Genomic DNA, 19,733 nt, shown 5'->3' on the forward strand with positions numbered 1-19,733 from the left:
CCTTCGAGCCCGGCGGTGGGTCGGCCTCCTCCGACTCGCACGACGTCCCGGCGCTCCGCCGGTTCCCCCACGTCCCGTCGCGGCCGACACCGCGACTCCCACACAGAACGGCGGCTCCGCACATGGGCGCTCTCCTCTACGGCACTCCGGCCACCTCCCACGAGATCGACGACCGCGCGCTCGCGCACCTGCAGATCGTGATGATCAACAAGTTCCGCCGCAACGAGGCCTTCGCCTTCCAGCTGGACGCCTCGAGCGCGCACGGCACCGGCCGCCAGACGCTCTGGCTGCACCCGACCATCCCGCTGCAGTTCTCCTTCCACGGCAGCCGCGTCCCCGCCATCAACGCCGCCTGGGTGCGCGCGCTGATGGAGGAGGCCAACAGCGGCCGCGGGCTGCGCATCGTCCCCGAGCCGGCGCAGCAGCCGGACTCCGCCGTCGCCACCGCCGCGGCCTGATCCCGTCACGCAGCCGGGGGGCGGGGAGACGATGATGCACGGCACCGAGCACTGGGCCCCCGACTTCCTGCGGCTCGCCGGGCCGGCGCACCACGACGCGGACTTCGCCTGCTCCACGACGCTCGACGGCGTCACCGGCTCGCTCTGCGTCACCGAGGGACTGCTGGTCCTGGGCGGCACGCAGCCGACCGTCCGGCTGCGGGCGCTCGACATCCGCTCCTGGTGGGACACCTCGACGGGCGGCACGTTCTCGCTCGCCGTCGAATCCGGCGCCCGGCACTCGGTGGTGCTGCTCTCGCAGTTCCGCGGCGCCACGGTGGTCGCCATGACGCAGGCCTTCGGGCCGCGGAAGCGCCGCGCCGCCGCCTAGGTCGTCTCCGCAGGCTGTATCCGCCCAGCGAACTTCCGCGCCGCTGCTCTCGACCTCGATGCGCACGCATGCGACGCTTGGGGGTGATGGACGACTCGAACGGCGAGGTCATCCGCTCCGACATCGGCGGGCGGGACTTCGAGCAGGCACGCGCGCTGCTCGAGTCGGTGTACAACGGGCACCGCTTCTTGGTGGAGCCGGGCGAGGACTTCTCCTACCGCTACACCTCGGTCGGCGACGGCGACGTCACGCTCCGCGGCAGCCAGTTCGCCGGCTCGATCGAGGGGCGGATCCAGACCGACGGCGAGTACGTCGTCTCCTGGCTCACCGCGGGCGAGGGCGTCACCGACCTCGACCAGGCGCCGATGCGCCAGATCTACGGCCGCCCCGCGATCTTCGTCACCGGCCGGCCGAACGCCTTCGAGTTCCACGACTACCGGCAGAACCTCATCCACTTCGACGGCGGCTACCTCGAGGGCGTCGCCCAGGAGGTGGAGGGCACGGCGGGCGGACCGCTGCTGTTCGACACCACCGCGCGCCCCGAGGGCGAGGCGCTGCGCCGCTGGTCGGCGACCGTCGCCGCGGTCGCCCGGGTGATCTACGACGTCGACAGCTCCGCGCTCCTGCGCCAGGAGGCCGACCGCGCCGTCGCCGTCGCGCTGCTCGAGACGTTCCCGCACGAGTCGCTCGCGGCGCCGACCGACCTCGCCGTGCCGCGCAGCGGGCGCCTGCGCACCGCGATCGAGTTCATGTACGCGCATGCGCACGAGCCGATCCGCACCGAGACGATCGCCGAGGCCTGCGGCGTGGGCCTGCGCACTCTGCAGTCGGAGTTCCGCCGCGAGTTCGGCTTCACCGCCGTCGACTACCTGCGCCGCATCCGGCTCGACGCCGTGCGCAAGGAGCTGCGCGCCAAGGCCTCGGGCGAGGTCAGCGTGACCGAGGTGGCGCACCGCTGGGGCTTCGCGCACCTCGGCCGCTTCTCGGCGTCGTACGCGCACCGCTTCGGCGAGCGGCCGAGCACGACGCTCGAGAAGTGACGCGCGCCCGAGTGACCGGCGCCTAGAAGAAGTCCCCGCCGCTGTCGTGGTCCTCGCTCGCGCGGGCCTCCGTGGTGGGCCGGGCCGGCAGCAGCCGCCGCGTCTTGTCGCGCATGGACTCGACCGCCTCGTCGTCGTCGAGGTCGATCCCGCGGTCGAGCGCCGGGCTGGTGAAGAGCTGGCTGGCGGGCCCGAGCAGCAGGCGGGTCTCGCCGCGCAGCCCCTCGTCGGAGAGCCCCGGGACGACGACGAGGTCGGACTTCCCGACGTTCGCCAGGGCCTGGGCGTACTCGACGACCGCGGTGCACACCGCGTCCCCCAGCAGCACGAATCCGCTCGCGTAGTACAGCTTCTGCATCGTCTTCCCCTCTCGCGCGCACGACCGCGCCGAGATCCGACGCTAGAACGCGGCGCTGAGAGCTCCCACCCCCTTGACGGGGGGCCCGAGAGCTCCCCTCCCCCTACTCCTCCGCGCCGCCGACGGGCGTGCGGTTGAGCGTGTAGGCCTGCTCGCTGCCTGCCACGCCCGCGACGATCACCGTGATCGGCGCCGTGTAGGTGCCGAGCGGCCAGGTCAGCAGCAGGTCGGCGGTCTGCTCCTGAGTGCGGCCGTCGACCGGGACCCAGGCGATGGTCTTGCGGTACGAGCCGTCGGCGAGGTCGCGGTTGGTGCGCAGCAGGAGCGTCTGCGAGCCGTCGGAGCCGACGCTCGAGGAGACGACCGAGAAGTTGGGGCCGTCGGCGGCGGTGATGCGCAGCGGAGTCGCGCGCGAGTCGCCGGAGCCGGAGCGGGTCATCCGCGGTGCGACGGTCAGGGTGACGAGCTCGCCGGCGGTGAGCTGCCCGGTGATCGCGATGGCGAGCGGGCGGTTCACGTTGATCTGCTCCTCGCGGAAGCTCTCGGCGGTGAAGGAGGTGTACTCGACCGAGCGGACCGACGGCGCGGGCGGCGGCGTGGTCGAGGCCGCGGCGAGCGGGGCGGCGGCGGCGACCGCGACGATCGGGATGCTCCAGGCGGCGGCGGTCGTGAGCGTGCGGCGGCCGAGGGTGTGGGATGCGGTGGTGCGGGATGCAGTGGTGCGGCGGGAGGGGGCGGTGGTCATGTCGTCTCCAGACGTCGGCGCGGGGCGTCCCCCTTCCGGGGACACGCGCCCACGCTAACCGACACCTGACGGCCAGCGGAGTCCCTGCGAGCCCTCTCAGCCCGGATGCCACCCCTACGGGGGAGGTGGCGCCCAGGAGCCCCGCCGGCAGCGCTACTGCTCCGCCGCGCGCGCCACCGCCTCCAGCCGGGTGACGTGCTCCGGCCACCACTCGGCGGGGACCGGCGGCAGGTTGTCGCCCGGCGTGCGCAGCCCGACCCGGCCGTCGATCAGCTCGCGGACGATGTCGGCGTGCCCCGCGTGCCGGTGGGTCTCGGCGGTGAGGTGCACGAGGATCCGGTGCAGCGTCACGTCCCGGGTCGTCCACCACGGCACGACGCCCGGGGCGTCGAGGTCGAGCGCGGCCACCGTCGCGTCGGAGTGCGCCCAGACCCGGCGGTACTGCTCCACCACCTGCTCGCGGGACTCCTCCGCCGTCGCCCACATGTCGGAGTTCGGCTCGGACTCGTCCTCCATCCAGGGCATCGGCTCGGGGAACGGCCGGCCGAAGACGGCGCCGAGGTAGCCGGCCTCCGTCCCCGAGACGTGCTTCACCAGGCCGAGCAGGTTGGTGCCGGTGGGCACCAGCGGCCGGCGGAGGTCGTACTCGCCCAGGCCGTCGAGCTTCTGCAGGAGGGCGTCGCGGCCCTCCTGCAGGTAGCGGAGGAGAGTCTGCTTCTGATGGGCGCTGCTCGGATCGATGGCGCTCGGATCGGTGCTCATGCCCCCCAGCCTGGCCCGGGCCTCAGAGCACCGCCACCCGCGCGTCCTCGCGCACGACCTCGGTCAGCACGGTGCGCCGGGTCTCGGCGCCGACGGGCGACACCTCGCCGGTCAGCACGACCTCGGCGGTCGCCTCCCTCGTGGCGCAGTCCGGCCCGACCCAGAGCTCGACGAGCCCCGGCTCGACCGAGCGCACGCCGCGGCGGTCGGTGAAGGCCAGCCGCGCGGAGGGGACGTCGAAGCGCACCAGCGCCTGCTCCCCCGCCGCGAGCTCGACCCGCGCGTAGCCGAGCAGCTGCGCGACCGGGCGGGTCACCGAGGCGATCACGTCGCGCGCGTAGAGCTGCACGACGTCGACGCCGTCGCGCTCCCCCGTGTTGCGCACCCGCACGGTCGCGGTGAAGGCGCCGTCAGTGGGAGCCTCCGCCGCTCCGGGATCCGCCGACTCCAGCGCCAGCTCCGACCGGCTGAAGGCCGTGTAGCTCAGCCCGTGCCCGAACGGCAGCACGGGCGTGCTGTCGGCGCTGGTCACGTCGGAGGGCCCGCCGAGGATCGGGTGCAGGTAGGAGAACGGCTGCGCGCCGGCCGAGCGCGGCAGCGAGACCGGCAGTCGGCCGGACGGCGAGACGCGGCCCGAGAGGACGCCCGCGATCGCGCCGGCCCCCTCCTCCCCCGGGAAGAACGCCTGCAGCACCGCCGCGGGGGCGGAGGCGCCGCGGATCGCCCATTCGATCGCGTAGGGGCGGCCGGTGAGCAGCACCAGGGCGACCGGCGTGCCGGTGGCCACGACCGCCTCGACCAGCTCGCGCTGACGGCCGGGCAGCTCGAGGCTCTCGACGTCGTTGCCCTCGCCGACGGTGCCGCGGCCGAAGAGCCCGGCCCGGTCGCCGACGACGACCACGGCCACCTCGGCGCCGCGGGCGGCCTCGACGGCCTCCGCGATCCCTGCGGTGTCGGCGGAGGAGTCGTCGCCCTCCACCGAGCAGCCCTCGGCGAGGAGCAGCTCGCTCCCCGGGAACTCGGCGGCGAGCGCCTCCCGCACCGTGCGGATCTCGAAGCCGAGCGGCACGCCCTCGTGGTGCGCCAGCACGTGGTTGGCGAAGGAGTAGCAGCCCATCAGGGCGGGCGCGCTGTCGGCGTTCGGGCCGATCAAGGCGATCCGGCGCGGCTGGGCGAGCGGAAGTCGCCCGTCGTTCGTCAGCAGCACGAGCGACTCCTCGGCCAGGCGGCGGGCGAGGTCGCGGTGCGCGGGCGAGTCGAGGTCGATCGACTCGGGCGCGTCGTCGAAGCGGGCGTCGAGCAGGCCGAGCCGCTCCTTCTGCGCGAGCACCCGCAGCAGCGCGCGGTCGACGATCCCCTCGTCTGCGCCGCCGGAGCGGATCCGCTCGGCGAGCGGCGCGAGGAAGGCGTCGCCGGTCGGCAGCTCCACGTCGATGCCGGCCTCGAGCGCCAGCTGCGCGGCCTCGCCGAGGTCGGCGGCGACGGCGTGCATCAGGTGCAGGAAGGCGACCGCGAAGTAGTCGGCCACCACCACGCCGTCGAAGCCCCAGCGCTCGCGGAGCACTCCGGTGAGGTAGGCCGGCGTCGCACCGACCGGGTCGCCGTCGATCTCCGCGTAGGAGTTCATCACCGAGCGGGCGCCGCCGTCGCGGATCGCCATCTCGAACGGCGGCAGCAGCACGTCGGCGATCTCGCGCGGTCCGGCGTGCACCGGCGCGTGGTTGCGGCCGCCGCGCGAGGCGGAGTAGCCGATGAAGTGCTTGAGCGTCGCGTCGACGCCCGCCGACTGCAGGCCGCGCACGTAGGCGGTGCCGATCGTGCCGACCACGTACGGGTCCTCGGCGATGCACTCGTCCACGCGACCCCAGCGGGGGTCGCGGATCACGTCGAGCACGGGGGCGAGGCCCTGGTGGATGCCGAGCTCGCGCATCGAGCCGCCGATGGCCGCGGCCATCTCCTCGACCAGCTCCGGGTCGAACGAGGCGCCCCAGGCCAGCGGAGTCGGGAAGGTCGCCGCCTTCCACGCCGCCAGCCCGGTCAGGCACTCCTCGTGCACGATCGCCGGGATGCCCAGCCGGGTCTCCTCGACCAGCCGGCGCTGCTCGGCCCACAGCCACTGCGCGCGCTCGACCGGGTCGACCGGGCGGGTGCCGTAGACGCGGGTGAGCTGGCCGATGCCCTCGCGGGTCGCGTCGGCGTAGCCGGTGGAGGTGGCCATCTCGCCGGCCAGCGGCGCGACGACCTCGCCGCCCTGATCGACCCAGTAGCCGACCAGCTGGGTCAGCTTCTCCTCCAGCGTCATCCGGCCGATCAGGTCGGCGACGCGCGCGGACGGGGCGGGAGTCTCGGTGGTGGGGCTCTCGTTCATGGGGGTCATCCCTTCACCGCTCCGGTGAGTCCGCCGACGATGCGGCGCTCGAAGACGCTGAAGAAGATCAGCGCCGGGATCATCGACAGCGACACGAAGGCGAGCACCTTCGCCGTGTCGACGGAGTACTGCGACGAGAAGGCCTGCACGCCCAGCGGCAGGGTGAAGCTCGACTCGTCGCTGAGGATGAACAGCGGCAGCAGGTAGCTGTTCCAGCTCGCGATGAAGGCGAGGATGCCCGTCGTGATCACGCCCGGCATCGCCAGGCGGACGACCATCCGCCAGAAGAAGCCGATCCGGCTGCAGCCGTCGATGAAGGCCGCCTCCTGGATCTCGTCGGGGATCGCCCGCAGGAACGGCACCAGGATGATGATCGTCGTCGGCAGGCCGAACGCGATCTGCGGGAGCACGACGCCGGCGAGCGAGTTCATCAGGCCGAGGCTCTTGATCACCAGGTAGAGCGGCGTGATCGCGACGGTCATCGGGAACATCAGTCCGGCCGCGAAGAGCGCGTAGAACACGCCGCGGCCGCTGAAGCTGTAGCGGGCGAGCACGTAGCTCGCCATCAGCCCCAGCACGACGACGCCGAGGGTGGTCGCTCCGGCCGCGATCGCCGAGTTGCCGACCTCGCGCCAGAAGATGCCGCCGGTGATCACGTCGAGGTAGTTCTGCACGTTCCACGGCGCGGGGAACCCGGACGGGTCGGTGGTGATCTGCGCGTTCGTGCGGAATCCGCCGATGATGATGTACGCCACTGGCGCCAGCATCAGGGCGATCACGACGATCGCGACGACGTAGGCGATGATCGTGCCGCGCCCCAGCGGGCGGCGGCGGGGCCTGGGCGGCCGCGGCGAGAGCGGCGTGGTCGCGGTGGGCGGCTTCGTGCCCGGGGGCACCGCTGTCAGGGTCGTCATCTCTTGGCTCCGGCCTTCCGCGTGTCTCCCGTGAGGGCGCCTTCGGTGTCCCGCCGCAGCACGAAGCGCTGGTAGAGCAGCGCGACGATCAGCGAGACGAGGAACAGGACCACGGCGACCGCGTTGCCGTAGCCGTAGTTGCCGGCGTTGCGGCCGTTGGTGACGAGGTACGTCGCCATGGTCGAGGTGCCGGCGGTCGAGGACACGTACTGCCCCCAGATGATGTAGACGAGGTCGAACAGCTGCAGCGCGCCGATGATCGACAGGAACGCCCAGATCCGCAGGGTCGGGGCGAGCAGCGGCAGGGTGATCCGCCGCTGCACCTGCCAGTAGGACGCGCCGTCGATCGACGCGGCCTCGGACAGCTCCTCCGGGATGCCCTGGAGGCCGGCGAGGAAGAGGATCACGGCGAAGCCGATGTACTTCCACGTGATGATCAGCATCAGGGTCCAGATGGCGATCGCCGGGTCCGAGAGCCAGTCCTGCTTCAGCGCGCCGAGCCCGACCTTCTCGAGGAAGCCGTTGACGGCGCCGCTGGTCTGGAGCATCAGGCTCCAGCCGGTGCCGACGACGACCTCGGAGATCACGTAGGGCACGAAGATCAGGACGCGGATGATCGACTGCCCGCGCAGCTTGCGGTTGAGCAGCAGCGCGATCAGGATCGCGGCCGGCCCCTGCAGGACGAGCGAGAGCACCACGATCGTGCCGTTGTGGCTGAGCGCCTCGTGGAAGGTCGGGTCCTGCAGGATCGTCAGGTAGTTCTTGAACCCGACGAAGTCGGTCGGGACGCCGTAGCCCTGCCAGCTGAAGAAGCCGTAGTAGGCCGCCATCACGACCGGGAAGATCACGAAGGCGAGGAAGACGATCAGCGCCGGGCCGACGAGGATCGCGACCTCGAGGCGGCCCGACCAGCCGAGGCCCCGGCGGCGTCGCTTCGCCGCCGGGGCCTCGGGGCGCGCGTCCTCGCGGAGCGCTGTGGTCGTCACGGTCAGGCCTTGGCCGCGGCGGCGTCGACGGCCTCGACGAGCTGCTCCGGGTCGCTCTTGCCGGCGAGCAGGTCGACGACGGCGACGTTCAGCGCGTTGCCGACGTTCTGGCCGTAGACGGTGTCGAGCCACTGCGAGACGTAGGGCGCCGAGTTGTACGCGGCGAGGATGTCCTTCAGGTACGGCTCGGTGACGGCCTCCTGCGCGACGGTGTTCACCGGCGGCGCGTTGAAGGCGGCGTAGTACTCCTTCTGCACGTCGGAGGTGGCGAGGTAGTTCAGGAAGTCGACGCACTCGTCGGGCGCCGCGGTGGAGCAGGAGTAGCCGTCGACGCCGCCCATGATCGAGCCCGGCGCGCCGGCGCCGCCGTCCACCTCGGGGAAGGGGAACCAGCCGAGGTCGGGCAGGGGCTTCTCGTCGGGGGTGAGCGAGGCGATGACGCCGGGGTTCCAGGCGCCCATCAGCTCCATGCCGGCCTGGTGGTTGGCCAGGAGTCCGGCCGAGGATCCGGCGCCCTGCTGGGCGGCGGTGGTGAGGAAGCCCTCGTTGAACGGCTCGGTGCCGGCGAAGGACTGCAGGTCCTCGCCCGCCTTCAGCCAGCAGTCGTCCGAGAAGTCCTTGGAGTCGGCCGCCTCGGCCATGGTGTCCGCGCTGCACTCGCGCAGGGCGAAGAAGTAGAACCAGTGCGCTGCGGGCCAGGCGTCCTTCGCGCCGAGCGCGATCGGCTGCGCTCCAGCGCTCTTGAGCGCGGTGACCGCGGTGTCGAGCTCGTCGAGGGTCTTCGGCGTCTCGGTGATGCCGGCCTCGGTGAAGAGGTCCTGGCTGTAGAAGAGGCCGCCGGGGAGCACGGCCACGGGCATCGCCCAGACCTTGTCGTCGAGCGTGTTCGCCAGGAACGAGCCCTCGGGGATCTCGCTGCGCGCCTGGTCCGAGATGCCGCCGGTGAGGTCCTTGACCAGGCCGCCGGCGACCATCGCGGCGAGCTTGCCGCCGCCGCGCTGGAGGAAGATGTCCGGGGCGTCGCCCGAGTTGAGCGCCGTCTGCAGCTTGCCGTCCAGGTCCTCGTTCTGGATGGCCTGCGACTCGATGGTGACGCCCGGGTTGGCGGCCTCGAAGTCGGCGATCGTCTTCTCCCAGAACTCCTGGCCGGGGCCGGTGGTGGAGTTCTGCCACAGGGTCATCGCGACGGTGCCGTCGGAGGATCCCGCGTCCTGGGCGGAGCAGCCGCTGAGGGCCGCCGCCGCGCCGAGCAGGGCCACGGTGGCCACCGCCGTCTTCCTGAATGCTGATCTCGTGAACTTCATCGTTCGAACCGTTCTCTTCGCTGAGAGGCGCCGCCAGGGAGAGCGGCGCCGGGGTGCGCCCGTCCAGGACGGGCCCGATCAGTCTCAGAGCGGCCGAAAGGATCGGCAAACGTTTTCGAAACCATTTTCGAAGCGCCGGGCTGAGGATCCGGATCGCGCTCTCATCGGCGCGCTTCCGGGGTCTAGGGTCGACCGCATGTCCCTCCGCCCGACCATCCACGACGTCGCCGCCGCCGCCGGCGTCTCGGTCGCGACCGTGTCGAAGGCGATGAACGGCCGCTACGGCATCGCGCCCGCGACGGCGAACCGCGTGCTCGAGATCGTGCGCGAGCTCGGCTACGAGTCGAGCCTGGTCGCCAGCAGCATGCGCTCGCGGCGCACCGGGGTGATCGGCGTGCTGGTCGCCGGCTTCGAGCCGTTCAGCGCGGAGATCCTCAAGGGCGTCGGCTCGGTGCTGCGCCGGTCGCGCTTCGACCTGCTCGCCTACAGCGGCTCGCACGAGGGCGAGCAGGAGGGCTGGGAGCGGCGCTCGCTCAGCCGGCTCAGCGGCACCCTGATCGACGGCGCGATCGTGGTGACGCCCTCGGTGGTGAGCACGCCGTCGGACATCCCGCTGGTCGCCGTCGACCCGCACACCGGCCGCGCCGACGTGCCGACGGTCGAGTCGGACAGCTTCGGCGGCGCCCTCCAGGCCGTGCGGCACCTCGTCACCCTCGGCCACCGGCGCATCGGCTTCGTCGCCGGCCGCGTCGACCTCCGCTCCGCCCGGCTGCGCGAGGCCGGCTACCGCGCCGGGCTCTCGGAGGCGGAGATCGCGTTCGACGAGCGGCTGCTCCGCGTGGGCAGCTACCACCACGACACGGCGCGGCTGCCGGCCTCGACGATGCTCTCGCTGGCCGACCGGCCGACCGCCGTCTTCGCCGCGAACGACGTCTCGGCCCTGGCGATCATCGAGACGGCCGCGCACCTCGGGCTCGACGTGCCGCGCGACCTCTCGGTGGTCGGCTTCGACGACGTGCCCGAGGCGGCCCGCTTCGATCCGCCGCTGACCACGATCCGGCAGCCGATGCAGACGCTCGGCGCGACGGCGGCCGAGATGCTGATCACGCTGATGGCGGGCGGCACCCCCGCCTCGCTGCACGTGCAGCTGCCGACCCAGCTGGTGCGGCGCGCGACGACCGCGCCGCCCTCGATGCGGAGGACACCCTGATGCCGGACGCGCTGACACCGGGCGACCTGACACCGGGCGAGGACGGGGCCGAGCCCCGCGACGCGCACGACGAGCTCTTCGACGCGCTGGTGTTCGTCGACCTCCCCGTGCTCGACGCGCTGCTCGACACCCGCTTCGTGATCGAGCACCCGACCGGGCTCGTGCAGTCGAAGCTCGACTGGATGGACGACATCGCCGAGGGCCTGAAGGAGTACCACGCCATCGATCACGTCGAGAGCGCGGTCTCCGGCACGGCCGCGCACCCGGTGCTCGTCTCGCGCACCCTGACCGAGGCGACGATCGGCTCGCTGCACGCCACCTGGCGGCTGCAGCTCACCAGCCGGCTGGTGCCGATCGGCGACGAGTGGGTGATCACCCGGACGACCGTCAGCACGTGGTGAGCCTCACTCCACCCCCTTGAGGGCGCTCGCCATCTCGATCCGGCGGACCCGCCGGGTGAGCAGGAGCGTCGCCGTCGAGGCGAAGCCGAGGGTGATCGCGGACGCCGCCAGCACGCTCGGCAGCGACACGTACGGGGCGTAGACCGCGCGGTCGTCGCTGAAGATGTCGGTGTAGCGGCCGAGGAACCACAGCCCCGCCGGGATGCCCGCGAGCCAGCCGAGGACGGCCGTGATCGCGTTCTCGGTCAGCGCGAGCGTCCGCAGCTCGCCGTCGCGCGTGCCGAGCACCCGGAGGGTCGCGTAGGAGCGCTCGCGCTCGGAGAACCCGAGGGCGCCGAGGTTGTAGAGCGAGACGACGACCAGGAGGATCGCGAGCACCTTCATCAGGGTGAACACCCCCGAGAGCGCCGCGACCACCGACTCGGCGTTCGCCCGCTGCTCGGACAGGGCGAGCACCGGACCGGCGGCCGCCGAGGCCGGCGCGCCGTCGAGCGGAGCCTGGGTGAGGTACGCGGTGGGCGCGAAGTCCTCGCCGAGACCGGTCCAGGCCGCCTCCGAGAGCAGCAGGCCCTGCGGCTGCGACACGTCCGCGACGGCCGCGACCATCGCCGCGACCGGACCCGCGCCGCCGACCTCGAGGTCGACCCTCGAGCCGACCCCGCCGCCGGTCGCCTCCTGGATCCGCGAGGTCACCACCGGCCCGTCGACGAGCGACAGCGGGGTGCCGGAGGCGTCGCGGAGCAGGTAGAGATCGCCCGGCCCGAGCACCGTCAGCACGTACTCGGCGGGGCCGGCGCCCGCCCCGGTCAGCCGGAACGGGCGCTGCTGGATCCACTGCCCCGGCCCCGCCTGCGCGGCGAGCTCGGCGAGCTGCTCGGGCGTCGCTCCCGGCGCCACCTGCACCGAGGCGGCGTACCGGTACTGGTCGCCGTAGCCGCGCTCGATCTGGCGCGCGAGCGACTCCGGGATCCCGAAGCCGGCGACCAGCAGCATCATGCAGCCCGCCGCCGCGACGACCCCGACCGCGACCCGCACCGGGTTGCCGGCCGCATCGCGCAGCGCCCAGCGCTCGCCGAAGCCGATCCGCGACCACAGCGCGGGGAGGCGCTCGATCGCCATCCGGTGCGAGTGCTCGGCGGGCGGGCGCATCCCCTCGGCGGGAGTGAGCCGGCGCGCGCGGGCGGTGACCGCCCAGGCGCCCGCGCCGCAGGCGAGCACGAGACCCGCGGCGAGCGCCGGCGAGGTCCAGGTGTAGGCGATCCGCCACTCCGGCAGCGCGAAGCTTCCGCGCTGCGTGTCGAGCACGTAGAGCGAGAGCACGGGGGCGAGCGCGCCGCCGAGGAGCACCCCCGTCCCGACGACGACCGAGGAGAGCCCGGCGTAGTAGAGACCGATCGCGCGCCGTCCCATGCCGAGTGCGCCGAGCGTGGCGATCTCGGTCCGCTGGATGTCGACGAGCCGGCGGATCGAGGTGAACACGGCGAGGAGCGCGACCAGCACGAAGAGCGCGCTGAACAGCACCGCGAGGCCGCGGATCTGCTCGATCCGGTCGTAGACGGGCGCGATCGCCGCGTTCGTGCTCCGGTCGGCGACGCCGAGGTAGCGCTCGCCGAGGATGCCGGGGGCGGCCTCGCGCACCGTGTCCGCGTCGCCGAGCACGCGGAGGGTGTCGCCGACGAGGGGCACACCGAGGGCGGCGGCCGTCTCGGGCGCGATCACGGCGGCGGCGTAGCGGCCCGGCTCCGGCGCGATCATGCCGGGCTCGGTGAGCGCGAGGGCGTCGGGCACGAGCACCAGTCCGCGCACCTCGAGCGTGCTCGCGACGCCCGCCCGCGAGAGCGGCACCTGGTCGCCGACCGCGATGCCGTTGAGCCGCGCGTAGCCCTCGTCGATCCAGACGCCGCCGCCGTCGGCCGACAGCGCGGCGCCCTCGAGCACCAGGGGCACGTCGACCGCGTCGGACCCGGTCGTCGTGGTCGTGGTCGTGGTGAGCAGCGTCCCGGTGCCCTCCGCGAGCGGATGCGCGAGCGCGAAGGTCGTCGTCCGCGCGACCGCGGTCACCCCGGGCAGCGCCGCGAACGCCGCGACGTCCTCGTCCGTCGAGCCGAGCGCCGACACCCAGGCGTCCGGGAGCGCGTTCTCGGCCGCGAAGGAGTCGATCTCGACCTGCATCCCCCGCCACGCGCCCTCGAGGCCCGCGTAGACCGTGACGCTCAGCGCCGACATCAGCAGCACCGACACGAACTGGCTGCTGTAGCGCAGGAGGTCGCGGCGGAGCTTGCGGACGAGGAAGCGCACGTCAGGCGGTCTCGGCGACGAGGTCGCCGTCGTGCAGGCGGATCAGCCGGTCCGCCGTCCGCCCGATGCGCTGGTCGTGCGTGACGACGACGACCGCGGTCCCCGCGTCGCTCGCCGTCTCGCGCAGCAGCGCCATGATCTGCTCGCCGGTCTTCGAGTCGAGCGCGCCGGTCGGCTCGTCGCAGAGCAGGAGCGCCGGCCGCTTGGCGAGCGCGCGGGCCAGCGCGACGCGCTGCATCTCGCCCCCGGACAGCTGCCCGGGGAAGTTGCCGGAGCGGTGCCCGAGCCCGACCCGCTCGAGGCCCTCGTGCGCGCGGTGCTCGGCGCTGACCCGGTCCGTCGTCAGCGCGGCGGCGAGCGCGACGTTCTCCATCGCCGTGAGGTTCGGCACCAGGTTGTAGAACTGGAAGACGAAGCCGACGCTGAGCCGCCGGTACTCGGTCAGCTGCCGGTCGCGGAACGACGAGATCAGCTGATCGCCCACCCGGATGCGCCCGCTGGTCGCGCTGTCCATCCCGCCGAGCAGGTTGAGCAGCGTGCTCTTCCCCGAGCCGGAGGGGCCGAGGACGACCGTGAACCGGCCCTGGTCGATCGTGAGCGACGCGCGGCGCAGCGCGGTGATCCGGCGCGTCCCGGCGCGGTACGACTTCGACACCGCCTCCAGCTCGATGAACGCCGGGCCCGTCGGGACAGCCGGGCCCCTCGAGACAGCCGGGCCCGTCAGCACTGCAGGATCACCGCGCCGTAGTGCGTGCCCGCGCCGGTGCCGACGAGCAGCAGCTGCTCCCCCGGCTGCGGCTTCGCGCGGTGCAGCGCCAGCGGGATCGCCGAGCCGATCGTGTTGCCCACCTCGGGGAGGGTGATCGTCATCGTGTGCCGGCCCCAGAGCCGCGCCATCCCCTCCATCCCCGCCTTGCTGGTCTGGTGCGGGATGACCCGGTCGATCCCGGGCGTCCCCTTGCTCAGGCCGGGTCGCACGGTCTCGAGGAACCGCGGGAAGTTGCGCAGGGCGTCCACGAGCAGCTGGCCGCCGTGCATGTCGAACTTGAAGTCGGCGACCCGCTCCGGCGCCTCCTCGATCCGGATCCGCGAGCCGAAGCCGCGGATCTCGGCGTGCCGCACCCCGCTGACCTGGGTCTTGAACCGCGAGGTCACGATGCCCTGGCCGGGCGTCTCGGCGCGGCCGATCACGACCGCCGCGGCGGCGTCGCCGAAGAGGATCGCGCTCTCGGCCTGCGCGAAGTCGATGCCGCGGCTGCCGCCCTCGGTCGACACGATCAGCACCCGCTCCGCCCGGCCCGAGCCGATCAGGAAGCCGGCCTCCTGCAGCGCGAACAGGAACGACAGGCAGGTGGCGTGCAGGCTGTAGGCGAAGACGTCGGCGAGCCCCAGCCCGGCCGCGATCAGCGCGCCGCCGTCGGGGATCGCCTGCAGCGAGGTCCCGGAGGCGTTCAGCACGACGTCGACGTCCTCGGCCTCGATCCCGGCCGCGGCCAGCGCCCTCCGCGCGGCGAGCAGGCCGAGCTCGAGCGGATCCTCGTCGTCGGCGAGCCAGTGCCGGGTCTCGACCCCGGTGCGGCGGATCGCCTCCTCGGTCGAGATGCCGCAGAGCGCGGCGACCTCGGAGGTGGGCACGATGCGGGCGGGGAGCGCCTCGCCGGTGCCGAGGATGCGGATGGGGAGCACGTCGGACACGAGGGCGTCCTTCCTGTTCCGGATCGGCGGAATCACCGGAGCGAGTCCTGTATAGCGCTGTTCACGTTTCCGCGGGATGAAGTTCTGCATTCGGCGGTGCCGTCGAATTGACGCCGGAGAGAGGCGCCGCCACTATGGGCCGGGGCGAGAGGGGCGGAATGAGCGAGAAGAACTTCTGGGTCGTGATCCCTTTCTTCGACGAGGAGAAGCTGATCGGCGGCACTCTCGAGGCGCTCGCCGCTCAGGACGACCGCGACTTCGAGCTCCTCCTCGTCGACAACGCGAGCACCGACGGCTCCCGCGCGGTGATCGACGCGTTCTCCGCTCAGCACCCCGAGATGAGCATCCGCACGATCGAGGAGGCGCAGAAGGGCACAGGCGCCGCCTCCGACACCGGCTTCCGCCACGCGATCGCTGCGGGCGCCGCGATCGTCGCGCGGACCGACGCGGACTCCCTGCCCGACCCCCGCTGGGTCGGCCTGCTGAAGGCGGATTTCCGCACGGGGGCGCGGATCGTGGGCGGCAAGGTGAAGCCGCGGACCGACGAGCCGGAGTACCGCTGGTACGACGGAGTGATCGGCGCGGTGCTGATCGGGATCATCGAGCGCGCGCCCCGCTACCTCTACCGGCGGCCGGGCCAGCGGTACCCGATGTTCATGGTCCCGGGGCTCAACATGGCGATCGACGCCGACCTCTACCTCGAGGTGGACGGCTTCCCGCGCTCCAGCATCGACGACACCGACGAGGACCTCGAGCTGCACCTGAAGGTGTGCCAGCTGATCCCCGGCGGGCAGGCGAGATTCGATCGCGAGGCCGTGGTGCGCTGCTCCATCCGGAAAGGCAAGAAGCTCGGCTATCTCGGAATCCTGCTCTGGTATTGGGGCCGCAAGAAGCGCACGGACGTGGTGGACATCCGATGAGTGGCAGTGTTTCTACCGTATTTCCCGGAAAGACTTCTGTCCTCGGAAAGGGGACGTCGTGCGGATACTGATCACCGGTGCGACCGGATTCCTCGGCGGTCACGCCGTGCGCGCCTTCCTCGACGCCGGCGACGACGTGATCGCCACCGGCCGCAACCGCGCCGCCCTCGAGCGGCTCTCGGCCGACGGCGCCGAGACGGTGCCCGACGACCTCGCCGGACTCGCGAGCCGGACGATCCGGGCCGACGTCCTGGTGCACTCCGCCGCGCTCTCGAGCCCGTGGGGCACCTGGGCGCAGTTCCACGAGGCGAACGTCGCGGGCACGGCGGCGATGATCGACCTCGCCGAGCGCAGCGGCATCCGCAGGATCGTCTTCGTCTCGTCGCCGAGCATCTACTCGGCCCGGCGGCACCAGTACATGGTGCGCGAGGACGAGTTCGATCCGGCCAGCCGGATGAGCCTCTACATCCGGAGCAAGATCGAGGCCGAGCGGCTGCTCCAGACCGCGCACGCGGCCGGCCGGATCCCCGAGCTCGTCGTCCTGCGTCCGCGCGGCCTGATCGGCGTCGGCGACCCGAGCCTGATCCCGCGCTTCCTCGCCGCGAGCCGGCGCCGCGGCATCCCGCTCTTCGACGGCGGGCGCAACGTCGTCGACGTGACCTGCGTGGAGAACGCCGCCGACGCCCTCGTCCTCGCCGCGCGCACCCGGCACGCGGGCGGGAGCGTCTACAACATCACCAACGGCGAACCGGCGCCGCTCGGCGAGCTGCTGCGCCGCTTCTTCGCGGCGATGGGCGAGGAGCCGCGCTTCATCACCGTCGACCTCCGCGTGCTGAGCGCCCTCGCCGTGCTGCTCGAGCAGGTCTACGCGCGACTCCCCTCCGGCGCCGAGCCGCCCTTCACCCGCTACACGGTCGCGACCCTCGCCTACGCGCAGACCCTCGACATCTCCCGGGCGCGGGCCGAGCTCGGCTACCGGCCGGCCGTGCCGCTGGCCGAGGGCATCCGCCGGGTCGGCGAGCACTACCGAGCTCAGGACGGCCGGACGCAGGATGCCTGAGCACAGCGTGCCTGAGCCGACCGGGTCGCTCCGGGTGTTCTCCTGCGGCGACACGACGTTCCCGCTCTCCCGGGTGTTCCGCGGCGAGGGCCTCCCGCGGCGCACCTTCCCCTCGGCCGCCTTCCTCTACACGCACCCGGACGGCCGCCGCGTGCTCTTCGACACCGGCTACCCGCCGACGCTCGAGGGCACGGGACCGGTCGGCGCGCTCTACCGCCGGATCCTGCCGGCCCGGATCGCCCCGGGCGAGACCGTCGACGCGCAGCTGCGGCGCGAGGGGATCGAGCCCGGCGCGATCGACTTCGTCGTGCTCTCGCACCTGCACCCCGACCACGTCGGCGGGCTGGCCGCCTTCCCGGACACGACGCTCGTGCTCTCCGCGGGACAGCTCGAGAAGGTGCGGCGCAGCCGGATCACCGACGGGGTGTTCGCCGCGCTGATCCCGCCGTGGTTCGCCGACGCGACCCGGATCGTCGTCGACGAGCAGCCGCGGACCGAGACCGGCGGGGTGAGCGGCTTCGACCTCTTCGGCGACGGCCGCTTCGTGGTGACGCCGCTGCCCGGGCACGCCCTCGGCCACCTCGGCGCGCTCGTCGAGGGGCGCGTCCTGCTCGCCGGCGACGCGGCCTGGGGCCGGGAGTTCCTGGAGTGGTCCGACCGCCTTCGGCCGCTGCCCCGCCTGATCAGCGACGACTCCGCCGCGCACCACCGCACCTCGGCCGAGCTGCTGCGGCTGGAGGCGTCGGGCGTGACGCTCTGCTTCAGCCACGACGCGTACCCCTCGCCGATCCTCCTGCCGTGACGGGCCGAGTGCGCTGATGTGCGGAGTGCGCTGATGGGCCGGCTGCGGATCGTCCGGGCCTTCGCGCAGGCCCGGTGGGGCCGCCGGTTCCGCTCGCGCGCGGCCCTCGAGGCGGCGCAGCGGCGGCTGCTCCGGCGGCACCTCCGCTTCCTCGAGCGGCACTCCCCGTACTTCGCGCCGCTCGTGCGTGGACTCGGCGCTGGGCTCGACCCCGAGGATCTGGCGCGACTGCCGACCATGACCAAGGCCGTCGGGATGGAGCACTTCGACGCGATGAACACGGTCGGCGTGCGCCGCGACGAGGCCCTCGCGCTCGCGCTGGCCGGCGAGCGATCGCGGGACTTCTCGCCGACCCTCAACGGCGTCGCGGTCGGGCTCTCCTCGGGGACGAGCGGGCACCGCGGGCTGTTCGTGATCAGTCCGCGCGAGCGGGAGGAGTGGGCCGGCACCGTCCTCGCCCGCTTCCTGCCGCCCGGGCGGATCCTCGGGCAGCGGATCGCGTTCTTCCTCCGCGCCGACAACTCGCTCTACGAAACGGTCGCCTCGCGCGCGGTCGCCTTCCGCTTCTTCGACGTCTACGACTCCGCCGCCGCGAACGTCGAGAAGCTCGGCGCCTTCGCGCCCACGCTCCTCGTCGCGCCGCCGTCGGTCCTGCTGATGCTCGCCGCGGCGGCCGAGCGGGGCGAGCTCGTCGTCGCGCCGGAGCGGGTGATCGCGGTGGCGGAGGTGCTGCAGCCGGGCGACGCGGCCGTGCTGCGGAGCGCCTTCGGAGTCGCCGTGATCCACCAGGCGTACCAGTGCACGGAGGGCTTCCTCGCGCACACCTGCCGCCTCGGCACCCTGCACCTCAACGAGGACGCCGTGCTGGTCGAGCGCGAGGAGCTGGGCGACGGCCGCTTCGTGCCGATCGTCACCGATCTGCGCCGCCGGGCGCAGCCGATCGTCCGCTACCGCCTCAACGACGTGCTGCGCGCCGCCCCCGCACCGTGCCCGTGCGGCAGCGTGCTGACGACCCTCGACGCGATCGAGGGGCGGGAGGACGACGTGCTGCTGCTGCCCGGGACGGACGGCGAGCCCGTGCGCGTCTACTCGGACGTGGTCGTCCGCAGCATGATGTTCGCCGAGGGGTTCCGCGAGTTCCGCGTCGTGCAGTCGGGGCCGTCGACCCTCACCGTCGCCGTCGATGTGCTGACCCCGGCGGTGCGCGCGTCGGTCGCCGCCGAGTTCGCGCTGCTCGCCGGCCGGCTCGGCCTCCGCCCGCCGACCCTGGTCTTCGAGGCGTACGCGCACGACCCCGCCCTGAAGCTGCGGCGGGTGCAGCGCAGCACGCCCTGACGAGCGGCGGGACGGTTCAGCCGCAGCTCAGCTCGCGAACTCCTCCGGCCGGTCGTGCTCGGCCAGCGAGAGCCGGACCCGCTCGATGTCGGCGTCCGACGGCAGCTCCGAGGTGACCGCGGCGATCGCCGTGCCGACGTCGACGCGGCTGGCCGGCAGCCCGCCCTCCGCCGCCAGGCGCGTCGCGACCTCGGCGACCTCCTCGTCGGAGAGCCGGCGGCGCAGCAGCGCGATCAGCGGCACGAAGTCCTGCTCGGGCAGCCCCGCGGGGTAGCCCGCGCGCAGCCAGCGGACGACGCGCGTGACGAGGCCGGCGCGCTCCGAGGCCGGGCGCTCGGGCTCGGCGAGCTCCTCCGGGCGGGCGAGCGGCCAGCCGGCGCTCGCGAGCCGTGCCGAGACCCGGACGAGGTCCTCGGGCAGCGCGGGGCCGAGGAGCGTCTCCTCGATGCGCTGCCGCATCCTCGCGGCGGAGAACTCCTCGCCGGCCGCGTCGGCGCGCACCGCGTCGGAGAGCAGCTGGCGGACGACCTGCTCCAGCTCGTCGCGGGTCAGGCTGCGCTGGAGGAGGCCGAGCAGCGGAACGTAGTCGGTCTCCGGCACTCCGGAGGGGTAGCCCGCGCGGAGCCAGCTGACCACCCGGGCGACGACGCCGTCCGCGGGAGCGGGAGCCGCCGCGTCGGGCGCCGCCGGGTCGGTCGCCGCCATGC

General features: G+C 73.1%; 20 protein-coding genes. 9 read left to right on the forward strand and 11 right to left on the reverse strand.

The features are described from left to right. Positions 1–122 precede the first annotated feature (122 nt). From MT350_RS07945 to MT350_RS07955, 3 genes are all read left to right on the forward strand, one after another. Entirely contained in the window at positions 123–458 is a 336-nt protein-coding gene (locus MT350_RS07945) for an ATP-dependent DNA ligase (protein WP_123447516.1), read from the forward strand. A gap of 34 nt (positions 459–492) precedes the next feature. Further along, positions 493–828 (forward strand): hypothetical protein, encoded by a 336-nt coding sequence (locus MT350_RS07950; protein ID WP_133672107.1) that lies wholly within the window; start codon positions 493–495, stop codon positions 826–828. A gap of 86 nt (positions 829–914) precedes the next feature. Next, positions 915–1,868, forward strand: a complete 954-nt coding sequence (locus MT350_RS07955; RefSeq protein ID WP_243615682.1) for a helix-turn-helix transcriptional regulator — start codon at positions 915–917, stop codon at positions 1,866–1,868. A 22-nt stretch (positions 1,869–1,890) separates the two neighbouring features. On the opposite strand, the gene MT350_RS07960 is transcribed toward MT350_RS07955, so the two are convergent. From MT350_RS07960 to MT350_RS07990, 7 genes are all read right to left on the reverse strand, one after another. Beyond that, complete coding sequence (locus MT350_RS07960) at positions 1,891–2,226, reverse strand: hypothetical protein (RefSeq protein ID WP_123447513.1); 336 nt, start codon at positions 2,224–2,226, stop codon at positions 1,891–1,893. A 103-nt stretch (positions 2,227–2,329) separates the two neighbouring features. Further along, positions 2,330–2,971, reverse strand: coding sequence for a hypothetical protein (locus MT350_RS07965; protein ID WP_243615683.1), 642 nt, complete (start codon positions 2,969–2,971; stop codon positions 2,330–2,332). Positions 2,972–3,124: 153 nt separating this feature from the next. Next, a complete protein-coding gene (locus MT350_RS07970) occupies positions 3,125–3,733 on the reverse strand; it encodes a DinB family protein (RefSeq protein ID WP_243615684.1) in 609 nt (202 codons plus the stop codon). A gap of 22 nt (positions 3,734–3,755) precedes the next feature. Next, positions 3,756–6,101 (reverse strand): glycoside hydrolase family 3 N-terminal domain-containing protein, encoded by a 2,346-nt coding sequence (locus tag MT350_RS07975; protein WP_243615685.1) that lies wholly within the window; start codon positions 6,099–6,101, stop codon positions 3,756–3,758. 5 nt (positions 6,102–6,106) lie between these two features. Continuing rightward, positions 6,107–7,015 (reverse strand): carbohydrate ABC transporter permease, encoded by a 909-nt coding sequence (locus MT350_RS07980; protein WP_127888123.1) that lies wholly within the window; start codon positions 7,013–7,015, stop codon positions 6,107–6,109. Next, on the reverse strand, positions 7,012–8,001 hold the full coding sequence (locus MT350_RS07985; protein ID WP_243585885.1) for a carbohydrate ABC transporter permease: 990 nt from the start codon (positions 7,999–8,001) through the stop codon (positions 7,012–7,014). Before MT350_RS07985 ends, MT350_RS07980 begins: the two co-directional genes overlap by 4 nt. A 2-nt stretch (positions 8,002–8,003) precedes the next feature. Further along, positions 8,004–9,305, reverse strand: coding sequence for an extracellular solute-binding protein (locus tag MT350_RS07990; RefSeq protein WP_243615686.1), 1,302 nt, complete (start codon positions 9,303–9,305; stop codon positions 8,004–8,006). Positions 9,306–9,501: 196 nt separating this feature from the next. Here MT350_RS07990 and MT350_RS07995 point away from each other — a divergent pair, with 196 nt between their 5' ends. Both MT350_RS07995 and MT350_RS08000 read left to right on the forward strand, forming a co-directional pair. Then, positions 9,502–10,515, forward strand: coding sequence for a LacI family DNA-binding transcriptional regulator (locus MT350_RS07995; protein WP_243615687.1), 1,014 nt, complete (start codon positions 9,502–9,504; stop codon positions 10,513–10,515). Then, positions 10,515–10,916, forward strand: a complete 402-nt coding sequence (locus tag MT350_RS08000; protein WP_243615688.1) for a nuclear transport factor 2 family protein — start codon at positions 10,515–10,517, stop codon at positions 10,914–10,916. Before MT350_RS07995 ends, MT350_RS08000 begins: the two co-directional genes overlap by 1 nt. Before the next feature lie 3 nt (positions 10,917–10,919). Here the strand turns inward: MT350_RS08000 and MT350_RS20425 are convergent, their stop codons facing one another. The 3 genes from MT350_RS20425 to MT350_RS08015 form a co-directional block, all read right to left on the reverse strand. Further along, entirely contained in the window at positions 10,920–13,214 is a 2,295-nt protein-coding gene (locus tag MT350_RS20425) for an ABC transporter permease (protein ID WP_243599646.1), read from the reverse strand. Between the two features lies 1 nt (position 13,215). After that, entirely contained in the window at positions 13,216–13,869 is a 654-nt protein-coding gene (locus MT350_RS08010; RefSeq protein ID WP_243599645.1) for an ABC transporter ATP-binding protein, read from the reverse strand. Positions 13,870–13,934: 65 nt separating this feature from the next. Beyond that, positions 13,935–14,909, reverse strand: a complete 975-nt coding sequence (locus tag MT350_RS08015) for a 3-oxoacyl-[acyl-carrier-protein] synthase III C-terminal domain-containing protein (RefSeq protein ID WP_243599644.1) — start codon at positions 14,907–14,909, stop codon at positions 13,935–13,937. Between the two features lie 158 nt (positions 14,910–15,067). On the opposite strand from MT350_RS08015, the gene MT350_RS08020 reads away from it, so the two are divergent. The 4 genes from MT350_RS08020 to MT350_RS08035 are packed head-to-tail and all read left to right on the forward strand — an operon-like array spanning position 15,068 to position 19,026. Beyond that, positions 15,068–15,829 (forward strand): glycosyltransferase, encoded by a 762-nt coding sequence (locus tag MT350_RS08020; protein WP_243599643.1) that lies wholly within the window; start codon positions 15,068–15,070, stop codon positions 15,827–15,829. A gap of 58 nt (positions 15,830–15,887) precedes the next feature. Beyond that, entirely contained in the window at positions 15,888–16,889 is a 1,002-nt protein-coding gene (locus tag MT350_RS08025; protein ID WP_243615689.1) for an NAD(P)-dependent oxidoreductase, read from the forward strand. A gap of 7 nt (positions 16,890–16,896) precedes the next feature. Continuing rightward, positions 16,897–17,691: an MBL fold metallo-hydrolase gene (locus tag MT350_RS08030; protein WP_243615690.1), complete on the forward strand. Its 795-nt coding sequence runs from the start codon at positions 16,897–16,899 to the stop codon at positions 17,689–17,691. A gap of 33 nt (positions 17,692–17,724) precedes the next feature. Beyond that, positions 17,725–19,026, forward strand: coding sequence for a F390 synthetase-related protein (locus MT350_RS08035; RefSeq protein ID WP_243599640.1), 1,302 nt, complete (start codon positions 17,725–17,727; stop codon positions 19,024–19,026). 27 nt (positions 19,027–19,053) lie between these two features. Here MT350_RS08035 and MT350_RS08040 read toward each other — a convergent pair whose 3' ends face one another. Further along, entirely contained in the window at positions 19,054–19,731 is a 678-nt protein-coding gene (locus MT350_RS08040) for a DUF3349 domain-containing protein (protein WP_127888116.1), read from the reverse strand. Positions 19,732–19,733: the final 2 nt, after the last annotated feature.

The sequence above is a fragment of the Rathayibacter sp. VKM Ac-2928 genome (assembly GCF_022815545.1).
Taxonomy (GTDB): domain Bacteria; phylum Actinomycetota; class Actinomycetes; order Actinomycetales; family Microbacteriaceae; genus Rathayibacter; species Rathayibacter festucae.

Coding starts and splice junctions, on each gene's coding strand:
- MT350_RS08035 (WP_243599640.1), top strand. CDS start 17,725: ATGGGCCGGCTGCGGATCGTCCGGGCCTTCGCGCAGGCCCGGTGGGGC.
- MT350_RS07950 (WP_133672107.1), top strand. CDS start 493: ATGCACGGCACCGAGCACTGGGCCCCCGACTTCCTGCGGCTCGCCGGG.
- MT350_RS07975 (WP_243615685.1), bottom strand. CDS start 6,101: ATGAACGAGAGCCCCACCACCGAGACTCCCGCCCCGTCCGCGCGCGTC.
- MT350_RS07955 (WP_243615682.1), top strand. CDS start 915: ATGGACGACTCGAACGGCGAGGTCATCCGCTCCGACATCGGCGGGCGG.
- MT350_RS07960 (WP_123447513.1), bottom strand. CDS start 2,226: ATGCAGAAGCTGTACTACGCGAGCGGATTCGTGCTGCTGGGGGACGCG.
- MT350_RS07945 (WP_123447516.1), top strand. CDS start 123: ATGGGCGCTCTCCTCTACGGCACTCCGGCCACCTCCCACGAGATCGAC.
- MT350_RS07980 (WP_127888123.1), bottom strand. CDS start 7,015: ATGACGACCCTGACAGCGGTGCCCCCGGGCACGAAGCCGCCCACCGCG.
- MT350_RS08040 (WP_127888116.1), bottom strand. CDS start 19,731: ATGGCGGCGACCGACCCGGCGGCGCCCGACGCGGCGGCTCCCGCTCCC.
- MT350_RS08020 (WP_243599643.1), top strand. CDS start 15,068: ATGAGCGAGAAGAACTTCTGGGTCGTGATCCCTTTCTTCGACGAGGAG.
- MT350_RS07995 (WP_243615687.1), top strand. CDS start 9,502: ATGTCCCTCCGCCCGACCATCCACGACGTCGCCGCCGCCGCCGGCGTC.
- MT350_RS07970 (WP_243615684.1), bottom strand. CDS start 3,733: ATGAGCACCGATCCGAGCGCCATCGATCCGAGCAGCGCCCATCAGAAG.
- MT350_RS07965 (WP_243615683.1), bottom strand. CDS start 2,971: ATGACCACCGCCCCCTCCCGCCGCACCACTGCATCCCGCACCACCGCA.
- MT350_RS07990 (WP_243615686.1), bottom strand. CDS start 9,305: ATGAAGTTCACGAGATCAGCATTCAGGAAGACGGCGGTGGCCACCGTG.
- MT350_RS08000 (WP_243615688.1), top strand. CDS start 10,515: ATGCCGGACGCGCTGACACCGGGCGACCTGACACCGGGCGAGGACGGG.